We start from the raw sequence: 19,689 nt of genomic DNA, 5'->3' as shown, positions 1-19,689 counted from the left end.
GTGGCGTGGGGGACTGCGACGGACTTGGGGAGCGGGCGACCTCGGCGATCGGGAGCCGGGGACTCCCCATGTCCCGGCACCTCGGAGCTGGGGGGCTCGGCGGCCACGTGGGGGCCCGGCGAGGAGGCGGGGCTCGGGTGGGGGCTCGGCGGGGAGTCGCGGCTCAGGCCTCCGTGCGCGCCCTGTGGTCGGCCTGCCAGCGCCGGTACTGCGCGGCCAGGCGCACCGGGGCGTTCGGGGCGCCGAAGCCGGCGTAACCGTGGCGGCGCTCGACCACCTCGAAGAACACCGTGCCGAGCGTCTCGGTGTAGAAGTGCAGGAACTCCCCCTCGGCGTCCCGGTCGTAGAGCAGGTGCAGCTCCTGCAGCGAGGCGAGGAACGCGGCGTCGAGGTCGAACCTCGCGTCGAGGTCCTCGTAGTAGTTCTGCGGCACCGGAAGGAACCTCAGGCCGCGGCGGCGCGCACGGCGGGCCGCCGCGAAGACGTCCGAGCAGGACAGGGCGATGTGCTCGGGATAGGCGGCGCCCACGAAGGAGCCCTGCTCGGCGGCCGTCGGGGCCACGTTGAGCGGCATCCGGACCGCCCCGCCGGCCGAGCGCATGACCTGGCTGCGCACGAGTCCCGAGGGTCCGGGGACGTCCTGGGCGGCCTGCGCCTCCAGCGCCAGCACCGAGGTGTAGAAGAGGACGGCCTCGTCGTAGTGCTGCCACGGCTGGGCCATGTTGATGTGGTCGACCCCGGTGACGAGCGCGCCTGCCTCGTGCTCCTCGTCGGCGCCGAACTCCCCGAGCCAGGCAGGTGTCCCGTCCGCCGTGCGCTCGCAGAAGAAGATCTCCGTGCCGTCGGGGGCGAACACTCCGCGCAGCACCTGCTCGTCCGCACGCTGGGACCGGGGGACGGGGCGGGCCTTGAGCCGGGCGGCCCGCTCGATCGCGGCGGCCGGGTCGGCCACGTCGAAGCCGATCGCGGCGACCTCGGTGGGGGAGCCGTCGGGGACGGCGTCGTTGACGACCACCCGCACCGGCCCCTGGACCCACACCTGCACGTTCTCCTTGGACTGGTGGTGCCCGCCCAGGGCGAACCCGAGCTGGTGCAGCAGCCGCGTGGTGGCGCCGAGGCGGCCGGTGCGGATCTCCACGAAGTCGTAGCCGCTGGGCTCCTCGACCGCGGGGAGGGACTGGAGGCCGAGGGAGTCCCGGACCGGGGTGCCGCTGAGGGCGCGGCGGGTCTGGTCCTCGAGCCAGCGCAGGGAGCGCAGCCCGTCCACCGCGGTGCGGTGCACGTCGGCCTGCCGGAACGCGTCGTTGAAGATCTCCAGCGACACGGGCCCGTCGTAGCCGGAGCGGACCAGGTGGGTCATGAACCCGACCATGTCGAAGTCGCCCTCGCCGGGGAACACCCGGTGGTGCCGGGACCAGGAGAGCACGTCCATGTGCAGCAGGGGCGCGTCGGCGAGCTGGACGAAGAAGATCTTCTCCGCCGCGATCTCCTCGATGGGCGCCGGGTCCCAGGCCCGGGACAGGATGTGGAAGCTGTCCAGGCACGTGCCCACGCTCGGGTGGTCGGCCAGGTCCACGATCCGCTGGGCGTGCTCGAAGTCGGCGACGAACCGGCCCCAGGCCAGCGCCTCGTAGGCGATCCGGACGTCGTAGCGGGCGGCGAGCTCGCCGAGCCGGCGCAGCTGTGCGGCCGTGACCTCGTCGTCGTCGATCTCCGCGGTCGCCACGTTGGAGCACACCAGCATGGTGTCGGTGCCGAGCCGGTTCATCAGCCGGAACTTGGCCTCGGCCCGCCGCAGGTTCGCGGCGAGCAGCTCCGTGCCCACGCCGTCGAAGTCCCGGAAGGGCTGGTAGAGGTCCAGGGTCAGGCCCAGCTGCCCCGCGAGCTCCCGGATCTGCTCGGGGGAGGAGGGGGAGACCACGAGATCCTGCTCGAAGACCTCGATCCCGTCGAAGCCGGCCGCCGCGGCGGCGTGCATCTTCTCCTCCAGCGTCCCCGAGAGGCAGACCGTGGCGATCGACGTGCGCATCAGCGTCCCGCCCCCGAGGCGGCCGGCTCCTCGGCGCCCCGGCCGGCGGCGGGCTCCTGCCCGGTCCCGAGGGCTTGGAGCTCGGCGGCCTCGGTGCGTGAGGAGTGCAGCGCGTCGATCTCGTCGAGTGACTTCTGCGCGGTCTCCGTGGCGGTGAGCGCGGCGCCGCCGGAGATCAGGCACGCGATCGTGACGAACACGGCCACGCCGAGCCAGTTGTCCCCGGCGGGACCGGCCACGGCGGAGGCGAGGACGGGAGCGAAGCCGCCCGAGACCGCGAACCCGATCTGGGTGCCCAGGGCCAGGCCGGTGACCCGCACCGGGAGCGGCAGCATCTCGGCGTAGAAGGAGGGCCAGATGCTGTTGGCCATGGAGTAGAGGCACCCGGACATGATCGCGCCGAAGAGGAAGATCAGCGGCCAGTTCCCGGCGTGGACCGCTGCCAGGTACGGGTACATCATCACGGCAGGGCCGAGCACCCCGGCCAGGAACACGGGCTTGCGGCCGACGCGGTCGGCGAGCAGGGCCACGGCCGGGATCACGAACAGGGCGACGGCGTTGGCGAGCACGGAGACCCACAGCATCGTGGCACGGTCGAGGCCGACCACGGAGGTCGCGAAGGACAGGGACCACACGGTGAACACCACGTTGACCGTGTTGATCATGGCGGCCGCGGCGATGCGGGCGACGGCGGCGCGGTGGTGCCGCAGCAGCACGCTCAGCGGCGACACCGGCTGCCCGGCGGGCACCTCGTGGCGGGCCTCCTGGAAGGCCGGCGGCTCCTCCAGGTGGCGGCGGATCAGGTAGGCGACCACCACGACGACGGCGGAGAGCCAGAACGGCACGCGCCAGCCCCAGCTGAACAGCGCCTCCTCGGGCAGGAGGGTGAAGGGGATGAACACGGCGGTGGCCAGCAGGGTCCCGAACTGGGTGCCCTGCAGGGTCCAGCTGGTGGTGTAGGCCCGGCGGTCCTCGTCGGCGTGCTCGAGGGACATGGAGATGGCGCTCGCCTGCTCGCCCGCGGCGGACAGGCCCTGCACCACGCGGCACAGGACGAGCAGCGCCGGGGCCAGCATCCCCACCTGGTCGTAGGTGGGGAGGCAGCCGACGGCGAAGGTCGCCCCGCCGATCATGAACAGGGTCAGCATGAGCACGAACTTGCGCCCGAAGCGGTCCGCCAGCGGCCCCATGACCAGTGCGCCCAGCGGCCGGACGACGTAGGCCACGCCCACGGTGCCCATGGCGAAGAGAATGGCCGCGCCGGGGGAGGTCTCCGTGGGGAAGAAGAGGTGGTTGAGCACGAGCGCGGCGGCGGTGCCGTAGACCGCGAAGTCGTAGTACTCGAGGGCGCTGCCGATCCAGCTGGCCAGGGCGGCCTTGCGGGGTGTCCTGGCGGCGGTGGGGGTCGTGGCGGGTGAGCTCATGGGCGTCCTTCACTCTGCGGGTCCACGAGACCGTGGCGTTCGAGCCAGAGTTCTCATATTGTGGCAATAACTTCTATCTTCTGAATATGATTCCTGTGATCTGCTGCACGTGTCAACCACGGTGCGGACGGGGAGGGACGCTGCGAGAACGCGCAGCGGCGCGGAGTGCGCGCCCGAGGCGGCCCGAGGGCCCGCCGGGACATGGCAGGCGAGGGCCTGCGGCTGCTGCGCGAGCACCCGGAGGGGCTCGCCGCGGAGGCCGCCGGGCGGTGCGGGATCCCGGCGGGACGTGCGCCGGCGTGCTCGCGCTGTCCGCGCCGGGGCCCCGACCGCACGCGGTCGGGGCCCCGGCGGGCGTGCGGGTCCGCGGACTCAGGGCACCGACGCGCCGCGGGCGGCGTTGAGCAGCGTGTACCACTGTTCGTGGCCCAGCCGGGGCACGAGCGCCTCCGCCTCGGTGCAGGCGGCGATCCGCTCCGGGTCGGTGGTGCCCACGACGGGCCGGATGCCCCCGGGGTGCCGCATCAGCCACGCGAGGACCACCGCCTCCCGGGTGGTGCCGTGCTCGGCGGCGATCTCCTCGACCGTGTGCGCGGTCGCGGCGGCGTGCTGGTCCTCGGGCGGGATCGGGGCGCCCGAGTACAGGCCCCGGGCCAGGGCGCCCCAGGCCTGCACCTCGATGCCGTCGGCGGCGCAGTACTCCAGGACCCCTTCCGGGAAGGAGTGCTCGGCACCTTCGACGTGGTTGACGAGGATCTGCCGCTCCACGAAGCTGCGGTGCCGCAGGCTCAGCTCGATCTGCACGGCCGTGACGGGGGTCGCCAGCAGCTGCTGGTACAGGGACACCTGCCGCAGCGACATGTTGGACAGTCCCACGGAGCGGATGAGCCCTTCCCGGCGCAGCTCGTCGAGCGTCGCGGCGACCTCCAGGGGATCCGACAGGGGGTCGGGGCGGTGGAGCATGAGCCGCTCCACCGAGTCCACGCGGAGCCGGCGCAGGGAGCCCTCGAGGCTGCTGCGGATGGTGTCCCGGTCCAGCCGGTAGTGCGCGGGGGCGCCGGGGGCCGCGGTGTTGCCCGGCAGCCGGATCCCGCACTTGGTCTGGAGCGCTGCCCGGCGGGCGAGGTCGGGGTCCTCCTCGAGGAGCTGCCCGAAGACCGCCTCGGACTTGCCGTGGGCGTAGATGTCGGCGTGGTCGAAGTCGGTGATCCCGGCGTCCAGGGCGGCACGGACGGCCGCGCGGGCGCGGTCCACGGTGGCGGCGGTGGGCGGGGCGGCGTCCCAGGTCCCGCCGATGGTCATGCAGCCGTAGATCAGGCGTGAGCTCATGCGCGGTCCTCTCCCTCGGTCACTCCGGCGTCCGGTGCGGGGCTCTCCTGTTCGAGCCGCTGCTGCTCGGCCGACCAGCGCAGCCGTGCCGCGGCCGCGTAGGCGGCCCCGGACTCCTTCATGCGCCCGGCGCGCTCGTACAGCCGCCCCAGGGCGGTGAAGCACTCCGCCTGGTCCGAGGCCGTGTCCTCCGTCTCCTGGTAGAAGTCCAGGGCCCGGTTGTAGGCGGTGATCGCCTGGCCGTGCCGTTCACCGAGCTCGTGGATCCGGCCGAGGTTGACGTGGCACTGGGCCTGGTCCACGGCCTCGTGCGGTGTGTCCAGGTACAGGCCGAGGGCGTCGAGCAGGTGCTCCCCGGCGTCGTGCGCGCGGTCCAGCTCGAGGAGCAGGCTGCCCAGGATGAGGTGGGTGCGGGCCCTGTGCCGGTTGCTGCCGGGCAGTCCGGCGAACATCTCCAGGGCCGTCTCGTACGCCGTGACGGCCCGGCCGGGCCGGTTCATCCCCAGGTACAGGTGGCCCAGGTTGTAGTGGCACGCGGCCTGCTCCTGGAGGGAGTCGCCCTCCTGCTCGAAGAGCACGATGGCCTGCTGGTAGGCCGTCTCGGCCTCGTCGAGCCGGCCGCGGTCCTCGGCGTCGAGGGCCCGGGTGAAGAAGCCGTGCCCGTCCGGGGGGTAGCTCATGCGGATTCCTTTCTCGACCGGGGCCTCCACGGGGGTCGGGCTACGCCGGGTGCGCGTCCCGGGGGCGGGGCGTCCGGCGGCCCAGGACGAACCACAGCCCCGCTCCGGCGACGGGGAACGCCAGGATCACGAGGAGCCAGAACAGGCGCAGGACCGGGTCCTGGTCCGGCGTCCTCAGCAGGGACACCGAGGCGGCGACCATCAGTGCGACGACGACCGCGCCGGCCGCCGTCGCACCCGTCTCCCAGGCCCCGGTCCGCGCGGCCTCGGCGCCGCCGGCCGCGAGGGCGGTCCAGGTGATCATGCCTCGATACTGGCACCGCGGGGGCGGGCGGACAAGGGTCCTGGCGGCCGTCCCGCCCGCCCGGGACGACATGCTGTCCGGCTGCTCAGCACGCTGATAGCATCCGTGGACCACTGTCACGACCAGAGGAGCCAGCGATGTCGACCTCCGCCGACCGCCCGCGCGACCGTGACGCCCGGGAGGGCGCCGACCGGCCGGCCACCGACGAGACCGGGGTGGAGCTGCACGCCCCCAGCTCGGCGAACGAGCTCTGGGACCACAACGCCTACGGCCGGGAGGACGGGGACATCGGCGGAGCGGCGACCACCGGGCCCACCGACACCCGCGACCCGCGCGGCGGGGCGCCCGCCTACAACATCGACGCGGGGGACGACGACGCCGTGCGCCACGGCGACGACGCCGGCGAGGACGGCTCGGACCTGCGTGCGCCCGGGGAGTCGTTGAGCGGCCCGGACGCCACGGCGGGGCACGCCGGGAACACCGGGGACACCGGGGACACCGGGGACGGACCCGCGGAGCGCTAGACGGTCCGGCGGGCGTTCACCCAGGGCGGAGTGTCGCCGGGGGGCTTGTGCGCCACGGCGCGGGAGTGCGTAGATGATCAGTGAGCTGGTCGTTCGGCCCCCGGGCCGGGGCGGCCGGCGCCGACGACGTTCCCACGACGACCGGGAGAGGCACCATGCGCAAGAGGCTGAACAGGACCAGGCGACGGGCGGGCGACGAGGCGTCCCTGCCCCCCGGCGTCCCCGGCAGCGAGAGCGCCGCCGTGACCGAGCCCACCGACCCGCGGCCCCCGCTGCCGCCCAAGCCGGACCAGGGCACGCCGGCGCCCGTGAGCCCCACGGGCCGGGACACGGGCACCGATCCCGCGCTCGACGCCCAGGGCGGGGAGCACCTGACCACCGCGCACGGGGCCCGGCGCAGCGACACCGACCACTCCCTGAAGGCGGGCCGGCGCGGCCCGGTCCTGCTGCAGGACCACCACTTCCGCGAGAAGGTCAGCCATTTCGACCACGAGCGGATCCCCGAGCGGGTCGTGCACGCCCGCGGCGCCGGCGCCCACGGCGTCTTCCGGGGCTACGGCACGGCCGAGAAGATCTCCGCGGCGCACGTGTTCAAGAAGGACGTGGAGACCCCCGTCTTCGTGCGCTTCTCCACGGTGCTCGGCTCGCGGGGCTCGGCGGACCTGGCCCGCGACACCCGCGGCTTCGCCACGAAGTTCTACACGGCCGAGGGCACCTGGGACCTCGTGGGCAACAACATCCCGGTGTTCTTCATCCAGGACGCGATCAAGTTCCCGGACGTCATCCACGCGGGCAAGCCGCACCCCGACCGGGAGATCCCGCAGGCCCAGTCCGCCCACGACACGTTCTGGGACTTCGTCTCCCTGCACACCGAGGCCCAGCACCACACCATCTGGAACATGTCCGACCGGGGCATTCCACGGTCCTACCGGACGATGGAGGGGTTCGGCGTCCACACCTTCCGGCTCGTGGGCGAGGACGGGCGCAGCGTCCTCGTGAAGTTCCACTGGAAACCCAAGCTGGGCGTGCACTCGGTGCTGTGGGAGGAGGCCCAGCTCGCGATGGGCATGGATCCCGACGTGCACCGCCGCGACCTCGCCGACGCCATCGAGGCCGGCGCCTTCCCCGAGTGGGAGCTGGGCGTGCAGGTCTTCGACGACAACGAGGAGCAGATGTTCCAGGGGATCGACCTGCTCGACCCCACGAAGATCGTCCCCGAGGAGCTCGTCCCCGTGCAGCCCGTCGGGCTGATGACTCTCAACCGCAACCCGTCGAACTTCTTCGCCGAGACGGAGCAGGTGGCCTTCAACCCCAACAACCTGGTGCGCGGCATCGACGTCACCAACGACCCACTGCTGCAGGGCCGGCTGTTCTCCTACCTCGACACCCAGCTCTCGCGACTGGGCGGGCCCAACTGGACCCAGCTGCCGATCAACCGGCCGCACGCCCCGGTCAACGACATGCTGCGGGACGGCATGCACCAGACCGCCGTGCACTCCGGGGTGGCCCCGTACCACCCGAACTCGCTCGACGGGAACAACCCGTTCCCGGCCGACGAGCCGGCCCGGCCCTTCATCGACCACCCGGCGCCCGTGGCCGCGTCGGTCAAGGAGCGCGGGGCGCCGGCCTCGTTCGACGACCACTTCGGCCAGGCACGGCTGTTCTGGCTGTCGATGAGCGACGTCGAGAAGGAGCACATCGCGCAGGCCTACACCTTCGAGCTCGGCAAGTGCTGGGAGCAGGCCGTCAAGGAGCGGCAGCTGCAGGCGCTCGCGAACATCGACGGCAGGCTCTGCGCCGTCGTCGCCGCCGGTCTGGGCCTGCCGGCCCCGAGGCCCACCGTCAAGCACGGCAGGGTCCGGCCCAGCCCCGCCCTGTCCCAGGTGGGCGGGCAGTGGCCGCTCGACGGCCGCCAGGTGGGGGTCGTGGTGGGGCCGGATCCCGACGAGACGGACCTCGAGGCCGTCGTCTCCGCGATCGACGACGCCGGGATGGTGCCGCTCGTGGTGGCCCCGCACGGCGGGCCGGTCGGGCGTGGTGGGCGGCTCGTGGCCCAGCGGACCTACCTCACCGCCCGCTCGGTGGAGTTCGACGCCGTGCTGGTGGCGGGCGCGGTGCCACCGGCGCCGGACGCCCGCCCGGGGCTGGACGCCAAGGCCGGGGCCGTCGCGGCCGACGGGATCGACCCCCGGGTGCACCTGCTGCTCGGGGAGACGTTCCGCCAGGCCAAGGCGATCGGCACCTGGGGCGCCAAGGGCCGGGTGCTCGACGCGGCAGGCCTTCCCGGCGACGCCCCCGGCGTGGTCTCCGGCAAGGACGCCGCCGCCGTGGTCGAGCAGGTCGTGACGCTCATGAAGAGCCACCGCGCCTGGGAGCGCTTCCCCGCCTCCGGCCGGTTCTGACGTCGTGCGGCGGGGGCCCGGGCTGGTCCCCGCCGCACCGGTGCGCGGGTGCGCTCAGAAGCGGCCGAGCTCCTCCCGCAGCGCGGAGCCGAGGTCGGGGTGGCGGAAGCGGTAGCCGCGGTCGATGGCGCGGTCGGCCGAGACCTTCTGGTCCGCGAGCGCCATCAGCTCGGCTCCCTCCGCACCCAGCACGAGCCGCGGCCCGAAGCCCGGCGTGGGCACGAGAGCCGGCCGGTGCAGCACCTTCCCGAGCGTCCGGGCGTAGTCGCGTGCCGTCACGGGCATGGGGGCGACGGCGTTGACGGGGCCGTGCAGGCCGGGCGTGAGCACCGCGTGGGCGAACAGCCCCACGGCGTCCTCCAGCGAGATCCAGCTCAGCCACTGCCTGCCGGAGCCCAGCCGGCCGCCCACGCCCGCGAGGAAGAGCGGCAGCTGGGCCCGGAGCGCGCCGCCGCCGGGGGTCTGCACCACTCCGGTGCGCATGCGGACCACCCGGGTGCCGAGGGCCTCGGCGTCCTGGGCCGCCCGCTCCCACGCGACGCAGACCTCGGCGAGGAAGTCCTCGCCCGCGGCCGACTTCTCCGTGACGGTCTCCCCGTGCGTGTCCGCGCCGTAGTAGCCGATCCCCGAGGCGTTCACGAGGGCCGAGGGGGCGTCGTCGCCCAGGGCCGTGAACGCCCGGACGAGCAGGCGGGTGCCGAGCACGCGCGAGTCGTGGATCTCCTCCTTGGCGGAGTCGGTGAGTCGGCCGCCGATGCTGCGGCCGGCGAGGTTCACCACGACGTCGACACCGGCCAGGTCGGCGGGGTCCAGGGTCCCGGCCACGGGGTCCCACTCGACCTCCAGCGGCGTGCGTGGCGTCCGGCGCACGAGCCGCAGCACCCGGTGGCCGCCTGTGCTCAGCAGGGCCGCCAGCTGGGTGCCGAGGGCGCCCGAGGCGCCCGCGACCGCCACGCTCAGCCGTCGTCCGGGGTACCGGGCGTGGAAGTCGAGGTCGGCGGCGAGCCGCCGGGAGCGAGCCGCGAACTGGCGGTCCAGCGAGGACAGCACGAGGCGGTCCGCGAACTCGCGGCGGCCCGGCAGCGCCGTGTACTCCACCGTGTCCGTGACCACGGTGCCCCCTCGGCCGTCGTCGTCGAAGAGGTGGTGGTGCTCCCACGAGGCCATCGGCCCCCGCACCATCCGGTCACGGAACTCCCGGCCCGGGACGACGCCGTGGTGCTCCGACGTCCACGGCACCGACGCGAGCCCGTAGGAGCCCGGCACGGCCACGCGCATGCGGGAGCGCTTGCCCTCCCGCAGCGGCGGTGCGGACTCCTCCACCACGGAGCCCGTCCACGCGGGGGTCAGCCGCGTCAGGGCGCCGGGGCGGGCGTGCCACGCGAAGACGTCCTCGACGGGGTGGGGCACGCTGGAGCTGGCGGTGAAGGTGGTCATGCCTGCCACTCAACCCGCATTGCCGCGGTTCGTCCAGGACCCCGACCCCGGACCCTTCCGTGTCCTGGCCCGCGGCCTGCTGTCCCCGCGCCGTGGGGTCGCGTGCTGCTTCTGCCGGCGCCGTGGGGTCGCGTGCTGCCATGGAGGGGGTGTGCTCGCAGCACATCGCGTCCCGCGGAGTGGTGGGCGGCGCAGATCGCGCCCCGCGGAGGGCCTGGAGGGGGTCTGTCGTGCCGTGGGGTCGCGTGCTGATGCCGCCTCTGCCGAAGGGTCGCGTGCTGCTTCTGCCGGCGCCGTGGGGTCGCGTGCTGCCATGGAGCGCGTGTGCCCGCAGCACATCGCGTCCCGCGGAGTGGTGGGCGGCGCAGATCGCGCCCCGCGGAGGGCCTGGAGGGGGGCTGTCGTGGGGAGGGGCCGGTGACGGGGGAGCAGGCACGCTTCCCCGGGCCCCCGACCTTCCCCCGGGGCCGCGACCGGCGCTAGGGTGGACGCACGTTTTCGCGAAGGAGGTTGCCATGACCACCCCGAACAACGACGACGCCCCGGACCTCGACGACGTCATCGAACCGGAGGAGGACGCCCTGCCGCGCCCCATCTACCAGGGGCACGCCGGGATGCCGGAGCGGCTCGACGACGACGCCCTCGCGGCCGCCACGGAGCAGGAGCGGGTGGCCGCGGGTCTGCAGGACTACGCGCCGGGGCAGGTCCCGGACGCCGCGGACCCCTTGCCCGAGGGATCGTCCGAGGCGGCCGACCGCGCCCAGCGGGGCCTGCCCGACGACGAGGGCGCCGGCTGACCGGCTCCGCAGGGAGCCGCATTCCCGAGGGACGCCGTAACCACCACGATCCCGTTCCGGCGGCGGTGTTCCAGCGAGGAGACCGACATGGCCGAGCGAGGCGACACCAAGCACAGCGCGGAACCGGACCAGCAGATGAAGCACGAGGTCGCCGGAGAAGTGGGCGGCGTGCAACCGGACCACGTGGCGGAGCACCGGCAGACGGAGCCGTGGGTCGACGACACGGACAGCCTGGAGGTCCGCTCCGCCGTCGAGGAGCGGGAGCGGGCCCCGCGCCCGGACCAGGAGGCGTAGCCGGTCTCGGGCGGGACGGACCCGCGGGTTTGCCGTGCGGAGCACGGTCGCCGAGAGTGGTGGACGTGAACACCACCGGACGCATCGTGCTCATCCGTCACGGCCAGACCGACTGGAACCTTCAGGAGCGGCTGCAGGGCGCCACGGACGTCCCGCTCAACGCCACGGGCCGTGAACAGGCCCGCGCGGCGGGACGCCGCCTGCGCGCCGAGGGCGCGCACTGGGACGTGCTGGTCTCCTCGCCGCTGGACCGGGCCGTGCAGACGGCCCGGTCGATCGGCGCGGCCCTGGACCTGGAGCTCTCCCGGACGTACGAGGAGCTCGTGGAGCGCGGCTTCGGACCGTACGAGGGCACGAGCCTCGCGGGCCTGCCCGAGAGCGAACGGCAGCGGGTGCTGGCCGCGGCGGAGCCCGCGGACGCGGTGGCGCGCCGTGGGCTGGCGGCCCTGCGCCGGATCCGGGAGGAGCATCCCGGCCGCAACGTCCTGGTGGTGGCCCACGGCTCCCTCATCCGCCTGACGGTCTCCGAGCTCGACGGCGAGGCCCACCCCAGGGTGCGCAACTGCGAGGTGGTCCCGGTGCGGGTGGCGGCCCTCGGGGACGCGCGTCTGCGCCACGACGTGGCCGAGTCCACGGCGCCGTGACACACGGGTCACCGCCACGCCTGACACACGGGTGCTCCTTCAATAAGCTGGGCACACCAGGGGCGGTCCCACGAGGTGCCGTCCACCCCCTGCGGCGGCGATGACGGCGCGCAGCACGCGCTCCTCTCCGCCCACGGTGACGAAGGCGTGATGCGGCTGTGGCCTCTGACCAGTACACGATTCCCGAGGAGGACCGCACGCAGGCGCTGCGGGTGATCCCGAAGGCTCCCGAGTGGAGCGGTGAGCACGCCTGGGTCAACGAGTACTACCGCCACGTGCCCCAGGAGGACCTCCTGGCGCACACCGAGGAGCAGCTCCGCGAGCGCGCCGACCACCACTACGAGGTCGGCCGGGGCCGGGCCCCCGGCCAGATCGCGGTCGGGGTGCGGCAGGAGGACTCCACGTCCGTCGTCTTCGTGGTCACCGAGGACGTCCCCTACCTCGTGAGCACCGTCAACGCCGAGATCGCCGCCAAGTGGGGCGGTGCCCGTCTGGTCATCCACCCGGTCCTCGTGGCCTCCCGGGACGAGCAGACCCACGAGCTGAGACGGCTCCAGCAGGTCCCCGACTTCTCGGCCAGTGCCAGCGGGGACACGGCCGTGCTGCCCAGCCTCATGGCGTTCCGCCCGGACGGGGGCACGCGGCACAGCGTCGAGTCCTGGATCTCGGTGGAGCTCTCCCGGCCGATCTCGGACGAGACCGCCCGGAACCTGGAGCGGCGGCTGGTCGGGCTGCTCAAGGACGTCCAGCGGGTGGACGAGGACCAGGAGCGGCTCAAGGATCGCGTGGAGCGGCTCGCCGGGGAGATCGGCCGGCTCCGGGACCTGGAGCTGCCGCAGGGCGGGAACCCGCCCCACGTGGAGGCCTCCCAGGACTTCCTGCGCTGGCTCGTCCGGGGCAACTTCATCCTCATGGGCTTCAAGGAGTACGACCTGGAGGACACCCGGGACGGGCTGGCCCTCGTCAGCCGTCCCGGCACGGCGCTGGGCCTGCTCGTGGAGCACGACAGCCGCCCCCACCGGCAGGAGCTGACGGGGCTGGGCCGCGAGCACGCGCGGGAGGCCGGCACCCTGTTCATCACCAAGGCCAACCGGCGCTCCTCCATCCACCGGCGCGAGTACCTCGACTACATCGGCGTGGCCAAGTACGACGACGAGGGCCGGATCATCGGCGAGTACCTCGTGCTGGGCCTGTTCACCCGGCGGGCCTATCACACCCCGGCGCGCGAGACACCGCTGATCAAGGAGAAGATCAGCGAGGTCGTGGAGCGCTTCGGCTTCCTCGAGGACTCGCACTCCTCGCGGGACCTCATGGGCAACATCGAGGACTACCCGCGCGACGAGCTGTTCCACATGACCGCGGACGAGCTCTACGACATCATGCACGGCGTGATGGGTCTGGACGAGCGGCGGCAGACGAGGCTCTTCCTGCGCCAGGACCACTTCGGGCGGTTCATGTCCGCCGTCGTGTTCCTTCCCCGGGACCGGTACAACACCTCCGTGCGGGGACGGATCGAGGCGGAGCTGCGCCGGACCTTCGACGCGGAGTCCATCGACTTCGACGCCCGGCTCTCGGCCTCGACGCTGGCCCGGCTGTTCTTCCGGATCCGGCTGCCCTACACGGGCGAGGTGCAGTCCTTCGACCGCGAGGGCCTCGAGGCCCGGCTCCGGGCCGCGGTGCGCTCGTGGCCGGACGCGCTCGTCCGCGCCATCCACCGCACCTTCCCCGAGGACGTCGCCCGGCGCCAGGCCGACACCTGGGCCGAGGCCTTCCCCGACGCCTACCGTGCCGACTACGAGATCGAGGAGGCCATCGAGGACCTGCAGCGCTGCGAGGAGCTGTGGGGCCGGGACCCGGACCTGCCGGCGGAGGTGCGCGTCGTCCAGAGCCCGGAGGGGGTGCGGCTGAACATCTACCTCACCCGCTCGCTGTCCCTGACCGCGCTGCTGCCCGTGCTCCAGAACCTCGGGCTGCGGGTGCTCGACCAGAAGCCCTACTCCGTGGAGCCGGCCGACGACCGCCGGTTCCAGCTCTACGACTTCGGCGTGGAGCTCCCCCCGGGCGTGGCGGCCGTGGGGCCGGAGGACGCCAAGACCGAGGACCTCATCGAGGACACCCTGTGCGCGGTGCTGTCGAACCGCACGGAGTCGGACTCCCTGAACCGGGTCGTGCTCACGGAGCGGATGACGTGGCGCACCGTGGCCGTGCTGCGCTCCTACGTCCGGTACCTGCTGCAGCTGGGCCACCCGAACTCCTTCGACTTCATCGCCGACACGCTCCTGACGTTCCCCACGGTCACGCGCGCCCTCGTCGAGTACTTCGACGCGAGCTTCAACCCCGCCCACGAGGACGCCCAGCGCGACTCCCGGCGCGACGACGCCCAGGCGCGGCTCACCGAGGCGCTGGAGGCGGTGCCCACCCTGGACGCCGACAAGCTGCTGCGCGCGCTGGCCGAGATCATGGCCGCGACCCTGCGCACGAACGTGTACCAGGGGCGCCCCACCATGGCGTTCAAGCTCAGCCCGCGCCGGATCAGCGTCGCCCCGCTGCCGCACCCCCTGTACGAGATCTGGGTGTGGTCCCCGCGGGTGGAGGGCACGCACCTGCGCTTCGGACCCGTGGCCCGCGGCGGGCTGCGCTGGTCGGACCGCCGCGAGGACTTCCGCACCGAGGTCCTGGGGCTCGTGAAGGCGCAGATGGTCAAGAACTCCGTGATCGTCCCCAACGGGGCGAAGGGCGGCTTCTACCCCAAGCAGCTGCCGGACGCCGCGGTGGACCGTGACGCCTGGGTCGCCGAGGGGCGGGAGGCGTACAAGCTGTTCATCGCCTCCCTGCTGGACATCACCGACAACCTCGTGCGGGACGAGACCGGCCAGGACGTCGTCGTGCACCCGGACGACGTGGTCCGCCGCGACGGGCAGGACTCGTACCTGGTGGTGGCGGCGGACAAGGGAACGGCCGCCTTCTCGGACACCGCCAACGCGATCTCCGCCGAGTACGGGTTCTGGCTCGGCGACGCCTTCGCGTCCGGCGGCTCGGTGGGCTACGACCACAAGGCCATGGGCATCACCGCCCGCGGCGCCTGGGAGTCCGTCAAGCGCCACTTCTTCGAGCTGGGCGTGGACACCCAGGCCGAGGACTTCACGGTGGTGGGGATCGGGGACATGTCCGGTGACGTCTTCGGCAACGGGATGCTGCTCTCCGAGCACATCAGGCTCGTGGCGGCCTTCGACCACCGCGACATCTTCCTGGACCCCGACCCCGACCCGGCCGTCTCCTACGCGGAGCGCGAGCGGCTGTTCGGGCGCCCCCGCTCCTCCTGGCAGGACTACGACCCCACGAAGATCTCCGAGGGCGGCGGCGTGCACTCCCGCACGGCGAAGTCCGTCCCGGTCTCCCCGCAGGTGCGGGAGGTCCTGGGGCTCGACGACGGCGTGGACGAGCTCAGCCCCATCGAGCTGATCCGCGCGATCCTCACCGCCCCCGTGGACCTGCTCTACAACGGCGGCATCGGCACGTACGTGAAGTCCGCGACGGAGACCCACACCGACGTCGGGGACAAGGCCAACGACCCGATCCGGGTCGACGGCGGGAAGCTGCGCGCCAAGGTCGTCGGTGAGGGCGGGAACCTGGGCTTCACCCAGCTCGGGCGCGTCGAGGCCGCGCTGAACGGGGTGCTAATCAACACGGACGCGATCGACAACTCGGGGGGCGTGGAGTCCTCCGACCGTGAGGTCAACATCAAGATCCTCGTGGACCGCATGGTCGTCGCCGGGGAGCTGTCCACCGGTGAGCGGGCGGAGTTCATCGAGGCCATGACCGACGAGGTCGCGGGGCTCGTGCTGGAGACGAACGTCGCGCAGAACGTGCTGCTGACCACCGAGCGGGCCCGGCTGCACCGGATCAGCGAGGCCTACATCCGGTTCATGCACTGGCTCGAGCAGAACGCCGACCTCGACCGGGAGATCGAGTTCCTGCCCACCGACGACCAGCTGCGCGAGCGGGTCCGGTCGGGCCAGGGCCTCACGTCCCCGGAGCTGTCGGTGCTCGCGGCCTACGCGAAGATCCAGCTCTCGGAGGCCCTCGTGGAGGGGGGCCTCGCCGAGGACCCGTGGTTCCAGGGGGTGCTCGAGGCGTACTTCCCCGAGCAGATCACCAGCCGCTTCGGCGACCTCGTGGACACCCACCCGCTGCGCGCCGAGATCATCGGGACCGTGGTGGCCAACCAGATGATCAACTACGGGGGCATCCCCTTCGCCTACCGGGTCATCGAGGAGACCGGGTGCGGGCCCGTGGAGGTCGCGCGCGCCTTCGTGGCCGCGGTGCGGATCTACGAGCTCGACCGCTACGCCCGGGAGCACCGGGAGCTTCCCGCCGACGTCCCCACCGAGGTCTGGGACCGGCTGTTCCTGGACATGCGCCGGCTGCTGGACCGGGTGGTGCGGTGGCTCATCCACCGCCAGGAGACGGCCAAGCCGGTGGCCGAGGTGATCGAGCGCTACAAGCCGACCGTGGACATCCGCTTCATCGAGGAGCGCCTGCTCGGGGAGGACTCGCGGGAGCGGGTCGACTCGCGGGCGGAGGCGGCCCATCGGCAGGGCGTGCCCGGTCCGCTGGCCACCGAGTGGTCCCAGCTGCTGGACGCGTTCGCGCTGCTGGACGTCGCCCGTCTCGCCCACGCCTCGGGAGAGGCGATCGCCGAGGACGGGAGCCTGGACGAGGAGCAGATCAAGACCATCGCGAAGGTCTACTTCCGGCTCTACGACCGCTACCGGATCGAGAGCCTGCTCAGCCGCATCACCGGCCTGCCCCAGACCACCCGATGGGAGAACCTCGCCCGGATGTCCATGCGGGAGGACGTGTACGCGACGCTCGTGGCACTCGCCGACCAGGCGCTCAAGGCGCCCGGGAGGGACGCCCAGGAGAAGATCGACGCGTGGGAGGCGGGCAACCAGGCCCGCCTGGCCCGGCTCCACGAGGTCCTGGAGGAGATCGAGGCCGCGGACAGGGGGGATCCCGCCACGGAGCTCGCCGCGCTGTCCGTGGCGCTGCGGACCATGCGCAGCGCCCTGGCCGGGTAGCCCCGGTGCGCGCCACGGCCGTCGTCGTCGGGTCGGGGCCCAACGGCCTGGGCGCGGCCGTGGAGCTGGCCCGTGCCGGCCTGGACGTCACGGTCCACGAGGCGGCGGCCGTGCCCGGGGGCGCGGCGCGCTCCACCGACCTGTTCGGGCCCGGCACGGTCGTGGACCTGGGCTCGGCGGTGCACCCGTTCGGCGTGGCCAGCCCGCTGTTCCGACGGCTGGGCCTCGAGCGGCACGGGCTCGAGTGGCTGCACCCGCCCGTCGTGGCCGCGCACCCGCTCGACGACGGTCCGGCGGGCCTGCTCCACCGCTCGCTCGAGCGCACGGCGGCGGAGCTCGGCCCCGACGGCCGGGCCTGGTCGCTGCTCCACGGCGGGGTGGTGCGGCGGTGGGAGGAGACGGTCCCGGCGGTCCTGGGCCCGCTCGTCCGCCGGCCGGAGCACCCGGCCGCGCTCGCCGCCTTCGGGCTGCGCGCGCCCTGGCCGGCGGCGGCCACGGCCAGGGCGCTGTTCCGCACCGAGCAGGCACGCGGTCTCTTCGTCGGGTCGGCCGCACATGCGGTGCTGCCGCCGAGCCACCCGCTGACCTCGGCCTTCGGGACCCTGTTCGGGGCGGCGGCCCACGCCACGGGGTGGCCGGTGGCCCGGGGCGGGACGCAGGCGATCGCGGACGCCCTGGTCGCCGAGCTCGAGGAGCACGGCGGGCGGGTGGTCGTCGACTCCCCCGTGACGGACCTCGCCCGCGTGCGCCCGGCCGACGTCGTCCTGCTCGACCTCACGCCCCGGCAGGTCCTGGCCCTGCGGGGGCTGGACCTGCCGGGCCGGTACCGGCGGGCGCTGGCCCGGTGGCGCTACGGGACGGCGTCCTACAAGGTGGACCTCCTCCTGGACGGGCCCGTGCCGTGGCGGGACCCGCGCGTGGGCCGGGCCGGGACCGTACACGTGGGCGGGACGCCGGCGGAGATCGGCGCCGCGGAGTCCCAGGCGCGGGCCGGCCGGCTCCCGGAACGGCCGTTCGTGCTCGTGGCGCAGCAGGGTGCCGCCGACCCGTCGCGGGCCCCCGCCGGGCGGGAGGTGCTGTGGGCCTACGCGCACGTCCCGCACGGGTGCGACGACCCCCGGGCCGGTGACCGCGTGCTGGCCCAGCTCGAGCGCTTCGCCCCGGGCGTCCGGGACCGCGTCCTCGAGCGCGTGGACACCCCTCCGGCGGGTCTGGAGGCCTGGAACCCGAACCTCGTGGGCGGGGACATCGGCGGCGGCGCCCTGGACGGTCTCCAGCAGGTCTTCCGGCCCGCCGTGCAGGCCGACCCCTACGCCACGGGGGTGCCGGGGGTCTACCTGTGCTCCTCCTCGACGCCGCCCGGGGGAGGCGTCCACGGGATGGCGGGCTACCACGCCGCGCGCAGCGCCCTGGCCGGCCTGCGGCGGACGCCGGGCTGAGCGGCGCTCAGCACGCGCACACGCCGGCGTACCGGGTGGCCGCCAGCTCCTGGATCCGTGCCACGTAGTCGCGGGTCTCGGCGTACGGCGGGACGCCGCCGTGCGCCAGGACCACCGTGGGGCCGGCGTTGTAGGCGGCGAGGACGAGGACGATCTCCTCCTCGGCCGAGTCCGGTCCCAGGATGCGGACCATGCGCCTCAGGTCCTTGAGATAGGCCCCCTGCGCGCGGATCGCGCGCTCCGGGTCGAACGGGTCCCCCCGCCCGTACCGCTCCCAGGTCCGCGGGACGAACTGTGCGAGGCCCCGGGCGCCGGCCGGGCTGACGGCCCGCGGGTCCCACCGGCTCTCCACGTCCAGCTGGGCGGCCACGATCGGCGCCGGCAGACCGGAGAACTCCGCGGCGGCCAGGACGTCGTCGCCCCACGGCTCCGGCACGGGTGCCGTGGGGCTCGGACGGCCCGGCTCGGTGGAGGGCGTCCGGCCCACGGTGTTCGCGTGCACGAGTCCCCCCGCGCCGATCAGGAGCAGCACCACGGCCGCGAGCAGCAACCACGGGGAGCCGTCCGCCGCACGCGGCGGCGCGTTCTCCCCGGTGCCGGCGCGCGCCGGTGACGGGGCGGTGATGAGCATCCGTTCCAGCCTAGGAACGCCGCCCCGGCAGGTCTGCCGTCACTTGGGGGGACAGCGCGCCGTCCCCGCCTACGATGAGGGAGTGACCGCCGAGATCATCGCGACCCTCGTCGCCGCCGTCCTGCTCGTCGTCGGGTGCCTGGGCGTCATCGTCCCCGTGCTCCCCGGCTCGATCCTCGTCGTCGTGGGTCTGCTCGTGTGGGCCCTCACCGTGCAGGCGGCCGAGGGGTGGGTCGTGCTGGCCGTGGGCTCGGCGCTGGCCGTGGCCGGGATGGCCGCGAGCGCCGTGCTCACCGGAGCCCGGCTCAAGCGCCGGCAGATCCCCAACCGGTCGCTGCTGCTCGCCGCCGCGGGCGCCGTCGTGGGCCTGTTCGTCATCCCCGTGGTGGGCATCGTCGTCGGGTTCTTCGCGGGGCTGCTGCTGAGCGAGACGGCGCGCCGGCGGGATCTTCGGGCCGCCCTGGACGCGAGCTGGGCCGGACTCAAGGCGGCCGGGCTGGGCATCGTCGTGGAGTTCGCGTGCGCGCTCGCCGCCTCGACCGTGTTCGTCCTCGGCGCCCTGGTCTTCTTCGTGACCGCGTCCTCCGCGTGAGCGGCCGCGCCGGGCACGCCGTCGACCGGCGGCACCGCCCGGACGCGACGGGGGCCTCACGCACCGGGGGCCCGGACACCGC

15 protein-coding genes are annotated in these 19,689 nt (G+C 73.7%); 8 read left to right on the top strand and 7 right to left on the bottom strand.

Features of this window, described 5'->3' with window-relative positions; genetic code table 11:
• Positions 1-163: 163 nt before the first annotated feature.
• From ACH9EU_RS14325 to ACH9EU_RS14305, 5 genes are all read right to left on the bottom strand, one after another.
• Entirely contained in the window at positions 164-2,029 is a 1,866-nt protein-coding gene (locus ACH9EU_RS14325; protein WP_396414590.1) for a TIM barrel protein, read from the bottom strand.
• Entirely contained in the window at positions 2,029-3,453 is a 1,425-nt protein-coding gene (locus ACH9EU_RS14320) for an MFS transporter (protein WP_396414589.1), read from the bottom strand. Before ACH9EU_RS14320 ends, ACH9EU_RS14325 begins: the two co-directional genes overlap by 1 nt.
• Positions 3,454-3,825: 372 nt before the next feature.
• Positions 3,826-4,782 carry an aldo/keto reductase gene (locus tag ACH9EU_RS14315; protein ID WP_396414588.1) on the bottom strand — a complete coding sequence of 319 codons (957 nt, stop codon included), beginning with the start codon at positions 4,780-4,782 and terminating at the stop codon, positions 3,826-3,828.
• Entirely contained in the window at positions 4,779-5,462 is a 684-nt protein-coding gene (locus ACH9EU_RS14310; protein WP_396414587.1) for a tetratricopeptide repeat protein, read from the bottom strand. Before ACH9EU_RS14310 ends, ACH9EU_RS14315 begins: the two co-directional genes overlap by 4 nt.
• A gap of 40 nt (positions 5,463-5,502) precedes the next feature.
• Positions 5,503-5,766: a PLDc N-terminal domain-containing protein gene (locus ACH9EU_RS14305; RefSeq protein WP_396414586.1), complete on the bottom strand. Its 264-nt coding sequence runs from the start codon at positions 5,764-5,766 to the stop codon at positions 5,503-5,505.
• Positions 5,767-5,903: 137 nt separating this feature from the next.
• Here ACH9EU_RS14305 and ACH9EU_RS14300 point away from each other — a divergent pair, with 137 nt between their 5' ends.
• On the top strand, positions 5,904-6,290 hold the full coding sequence (locus ACH9EU_RS14300; RefSeq protein ID WP_396414585.1) for a hypothetical protein: 387 nt from the start codon (positions 5,904-5,906) through the stop codon (positions 6,288-6,290).
• Positions 6,291-6,445: 155 nt separating this feature from the next.
• On the top strand, positions 6,446-8,692 hold the full coding sequence (locus ACH9EU_RS14295) for a catalase (RefSeq protein WP_396414584.1): 2,247 nt from the start codon (positions 6,446-6,448) through the stop codon (positions 8,690-8,692).
• Between the two features lie 54 nt (positions 8,693-8,746).
• On the opposite strand, the gene ACH9EU_RS14290 is transcribed toward ACH9EU_RS14295, so the two are convergent.
• Positions 8,747-10,129 carry a TIGR01777 family oxidoreductase gene (locus ACH9EU_RS14290; RefSeq protein ID WP_396414583.1) on the bottom strand — a complete coding sequence of 461 codons (1,383 nt, stop codon included), beginning with the start codon at positions 10,127-10,129 and terminating at the stop codon, positions 8,747-8,749.
• A 515-nt stretch (positions 10,130-10,644) separates the two neighbouring features.
• Here ACH9EU_RS14290 and ACH9EU_RS14285 point away from each other — a divergent pair.
• From ACH9EU_RS14285 to ACH9EU_RS14265, 5 genes are all read left to right on the top strand, one after another.
• On the top strand, positions 10,645-10,926 hold the full coding sequence (locus ACH9EU_RS14285) for a hypothetical protein (RefSeq protein WP_396414582.1): 282 nt from the start codon (positions 10,645-10,647) through the stop codon (positions 10,924-10,926).
• 87 nt (positions 10,927-11,013) lie between these two features.
• A complete protein-coding gene (locus ACH9EU_RS14280; RefSeq protein ID WP_396414581.1) occupies positions 11,014-11,220 on the top strand; it encodes a hypothetical protein in 207 nt (68 codons plus the stop codon).
• Positions 11,221-11,285: 65 nt separating this feature from the next.
• Positions 11,286-11,864, top strand: a complete 579-nt coding sequence (locus ACH9EU_RS14275; protein WP_396414580.1) for a histidine phosphatase family protein — start codon at positions 11,286-11,288, stop codon at positions 11,862-11,864.
• Positions 11,865-12,022: 158 nt separating this feature from the next.
• Positions 12,023-16,945, top strand: coding sequence for an NAD-glutamate dehydrogenase domain-containing protein (locus tag ACH9EU_RS14270; protein WP_396414579.1), 4,923 nt, complete (start codon positions 12,023-12,025; stop codon positions 16,943-16,945).
• 5 nt (positions 16,946-16,950) lie between these two features.
• On the top strand, positions 16,951-18,384 hold the full coding sequence (locus tag ACH9EU_RS14265) for an FAD-dependent oxidoreductase (RefSeq protein WP_396414578.1): 1,434 nt from the start codon (positions 16,951-16,953) through the stop codon (positions 18,382-18,384).
• Between the two features lie 7 nt (positions 18,385-18,391).
• Here ACH9EU_RS14265 and ACH9EU_RS14260 read toward each other — a convergent pair whose 3' ends face one another.
• Positions 18,392-19,015 carry a transglycosylase SLT domain-containing protein gene (locus tag ACH9EU_RS14260; protein WP_396414577.1) on the bottom strand — a complete coding sequence of 208 codons (624 nt, stop codon included), beginning with the start codon at positions 19,013-19,015 and terminating at the stop codon, positions 18,392-18,394.
• An 82-nt stretch (positions 19,016-19,097) separates the two neighbouring features.
• Between ACH9EU_RS14260 and ACH9EU_RS14255 the strand changes: the two genes are divergently transcribed.
• Entirely contained in the window at positions 19,098-19,607 is a 510-nt protein-coding gene (locus tag ACH9EU_RS14255; protein ID WP_396414576.1) for a DUF456 domain-containing protein, read from the top strand.
• Positions 19,608-19,689: the final 82 nt, after the last annotated feature.

This window comes from Kocuria rhizosphaerae, assembly GCF_044462265.1.
Classification (GTDB): Bacteria; Actinomycetota; Actinomycetes; order Actinomycetales; family Micrococcaceae; genus Kocuria; species Kocuria rhizosphaerae.
The sequence above is the reverse complement of the archived record's forward strand: the minus strand, read 5'-3'. Positions and strand labels throughout refer to the sequence as shown.

Bases quoted from the DNA above. Each gene is read 5' to 3' on its own strand.
- ACH9EU_RS14325 (WP_396414590.1), bottom strand. From the start codon at position 2,029: ATGCGCACGTCGATCGCCACGGTCTGCCTCTCGGGGACGCTGGAGGAG.
- ACH9EU_RS14290 (WP_396414583.1), bottom strand. From the start codon at position 10,129: ATGACCACCTTCACCGCCAGCTCCAGCGTGCCCCACCCCGTCGAGGAC.
- ACH9EU_RS14320 (WP_396414589.1), bottom strand. From the start codon at position 3,453: ATGAGCTCACCCGCCACGACCCCCACCGCCGCCAGGACACCCCGCAAG.
- ACH9EU_RS14285 (WP_396414582.1), top strand. From the start codon at position 10,645: ATGACCACCCCGAACAACGACGACGCCCCGGACCTCGACGACGTCATC.
- ACH9EU_RS14280 (WP_396414581.1), top strand. From the start codon at position 11,014: ATGGCCGAGCGAGGCGACACCAAGCACAGCGCGGAACCGGACCAGCAG.
- ACH9EU_RS14315 (WP_396414588.1), bottom strand. From the start codon at position 4,782: ATGAGCTCACGCCTGATCTACGGCTGCATGACCATCGGCGGGACCTGG.
- ACH9EU_RS14310 (WP_396414587.1), bottom strand. From the start codon at position 5,462: ATGAGCTACCCCCCGGACGGGCACGGCTTCTTCACCCGGGCCCTCGAC.
- ACH9EU_RS14305 (WP_396414586.1), bottom strand. From the start codon at position 5,766: ATGATCACCTGGACCGCCCTCGCGGCCGGCGGCGCCGAGGCCGCGCGG.
- ACH9EU_RS14260 (WP_396414577.1), bottom strand. From the start codon at position 19,015: ATGCTCATCACCGCCCCGTCACCGGCGCGCGCCGGCACCGGGGAGAAC.
- ACH9EU_RS14300 (WP_396414585.1), top strand. From the start codon at position 5,904: ATGTCGACCTCCGCCGACCGCCCGCGCGACCGTGACGCCCGGGAGGGC.
- ACH9EU_RS14295 (WP_396414584.1), top strand. From the start codon at position 6,446: ATGCGCAAGAGGCTGAACAGGACCAGGCGACGGGCGGGCGACGAGGCG.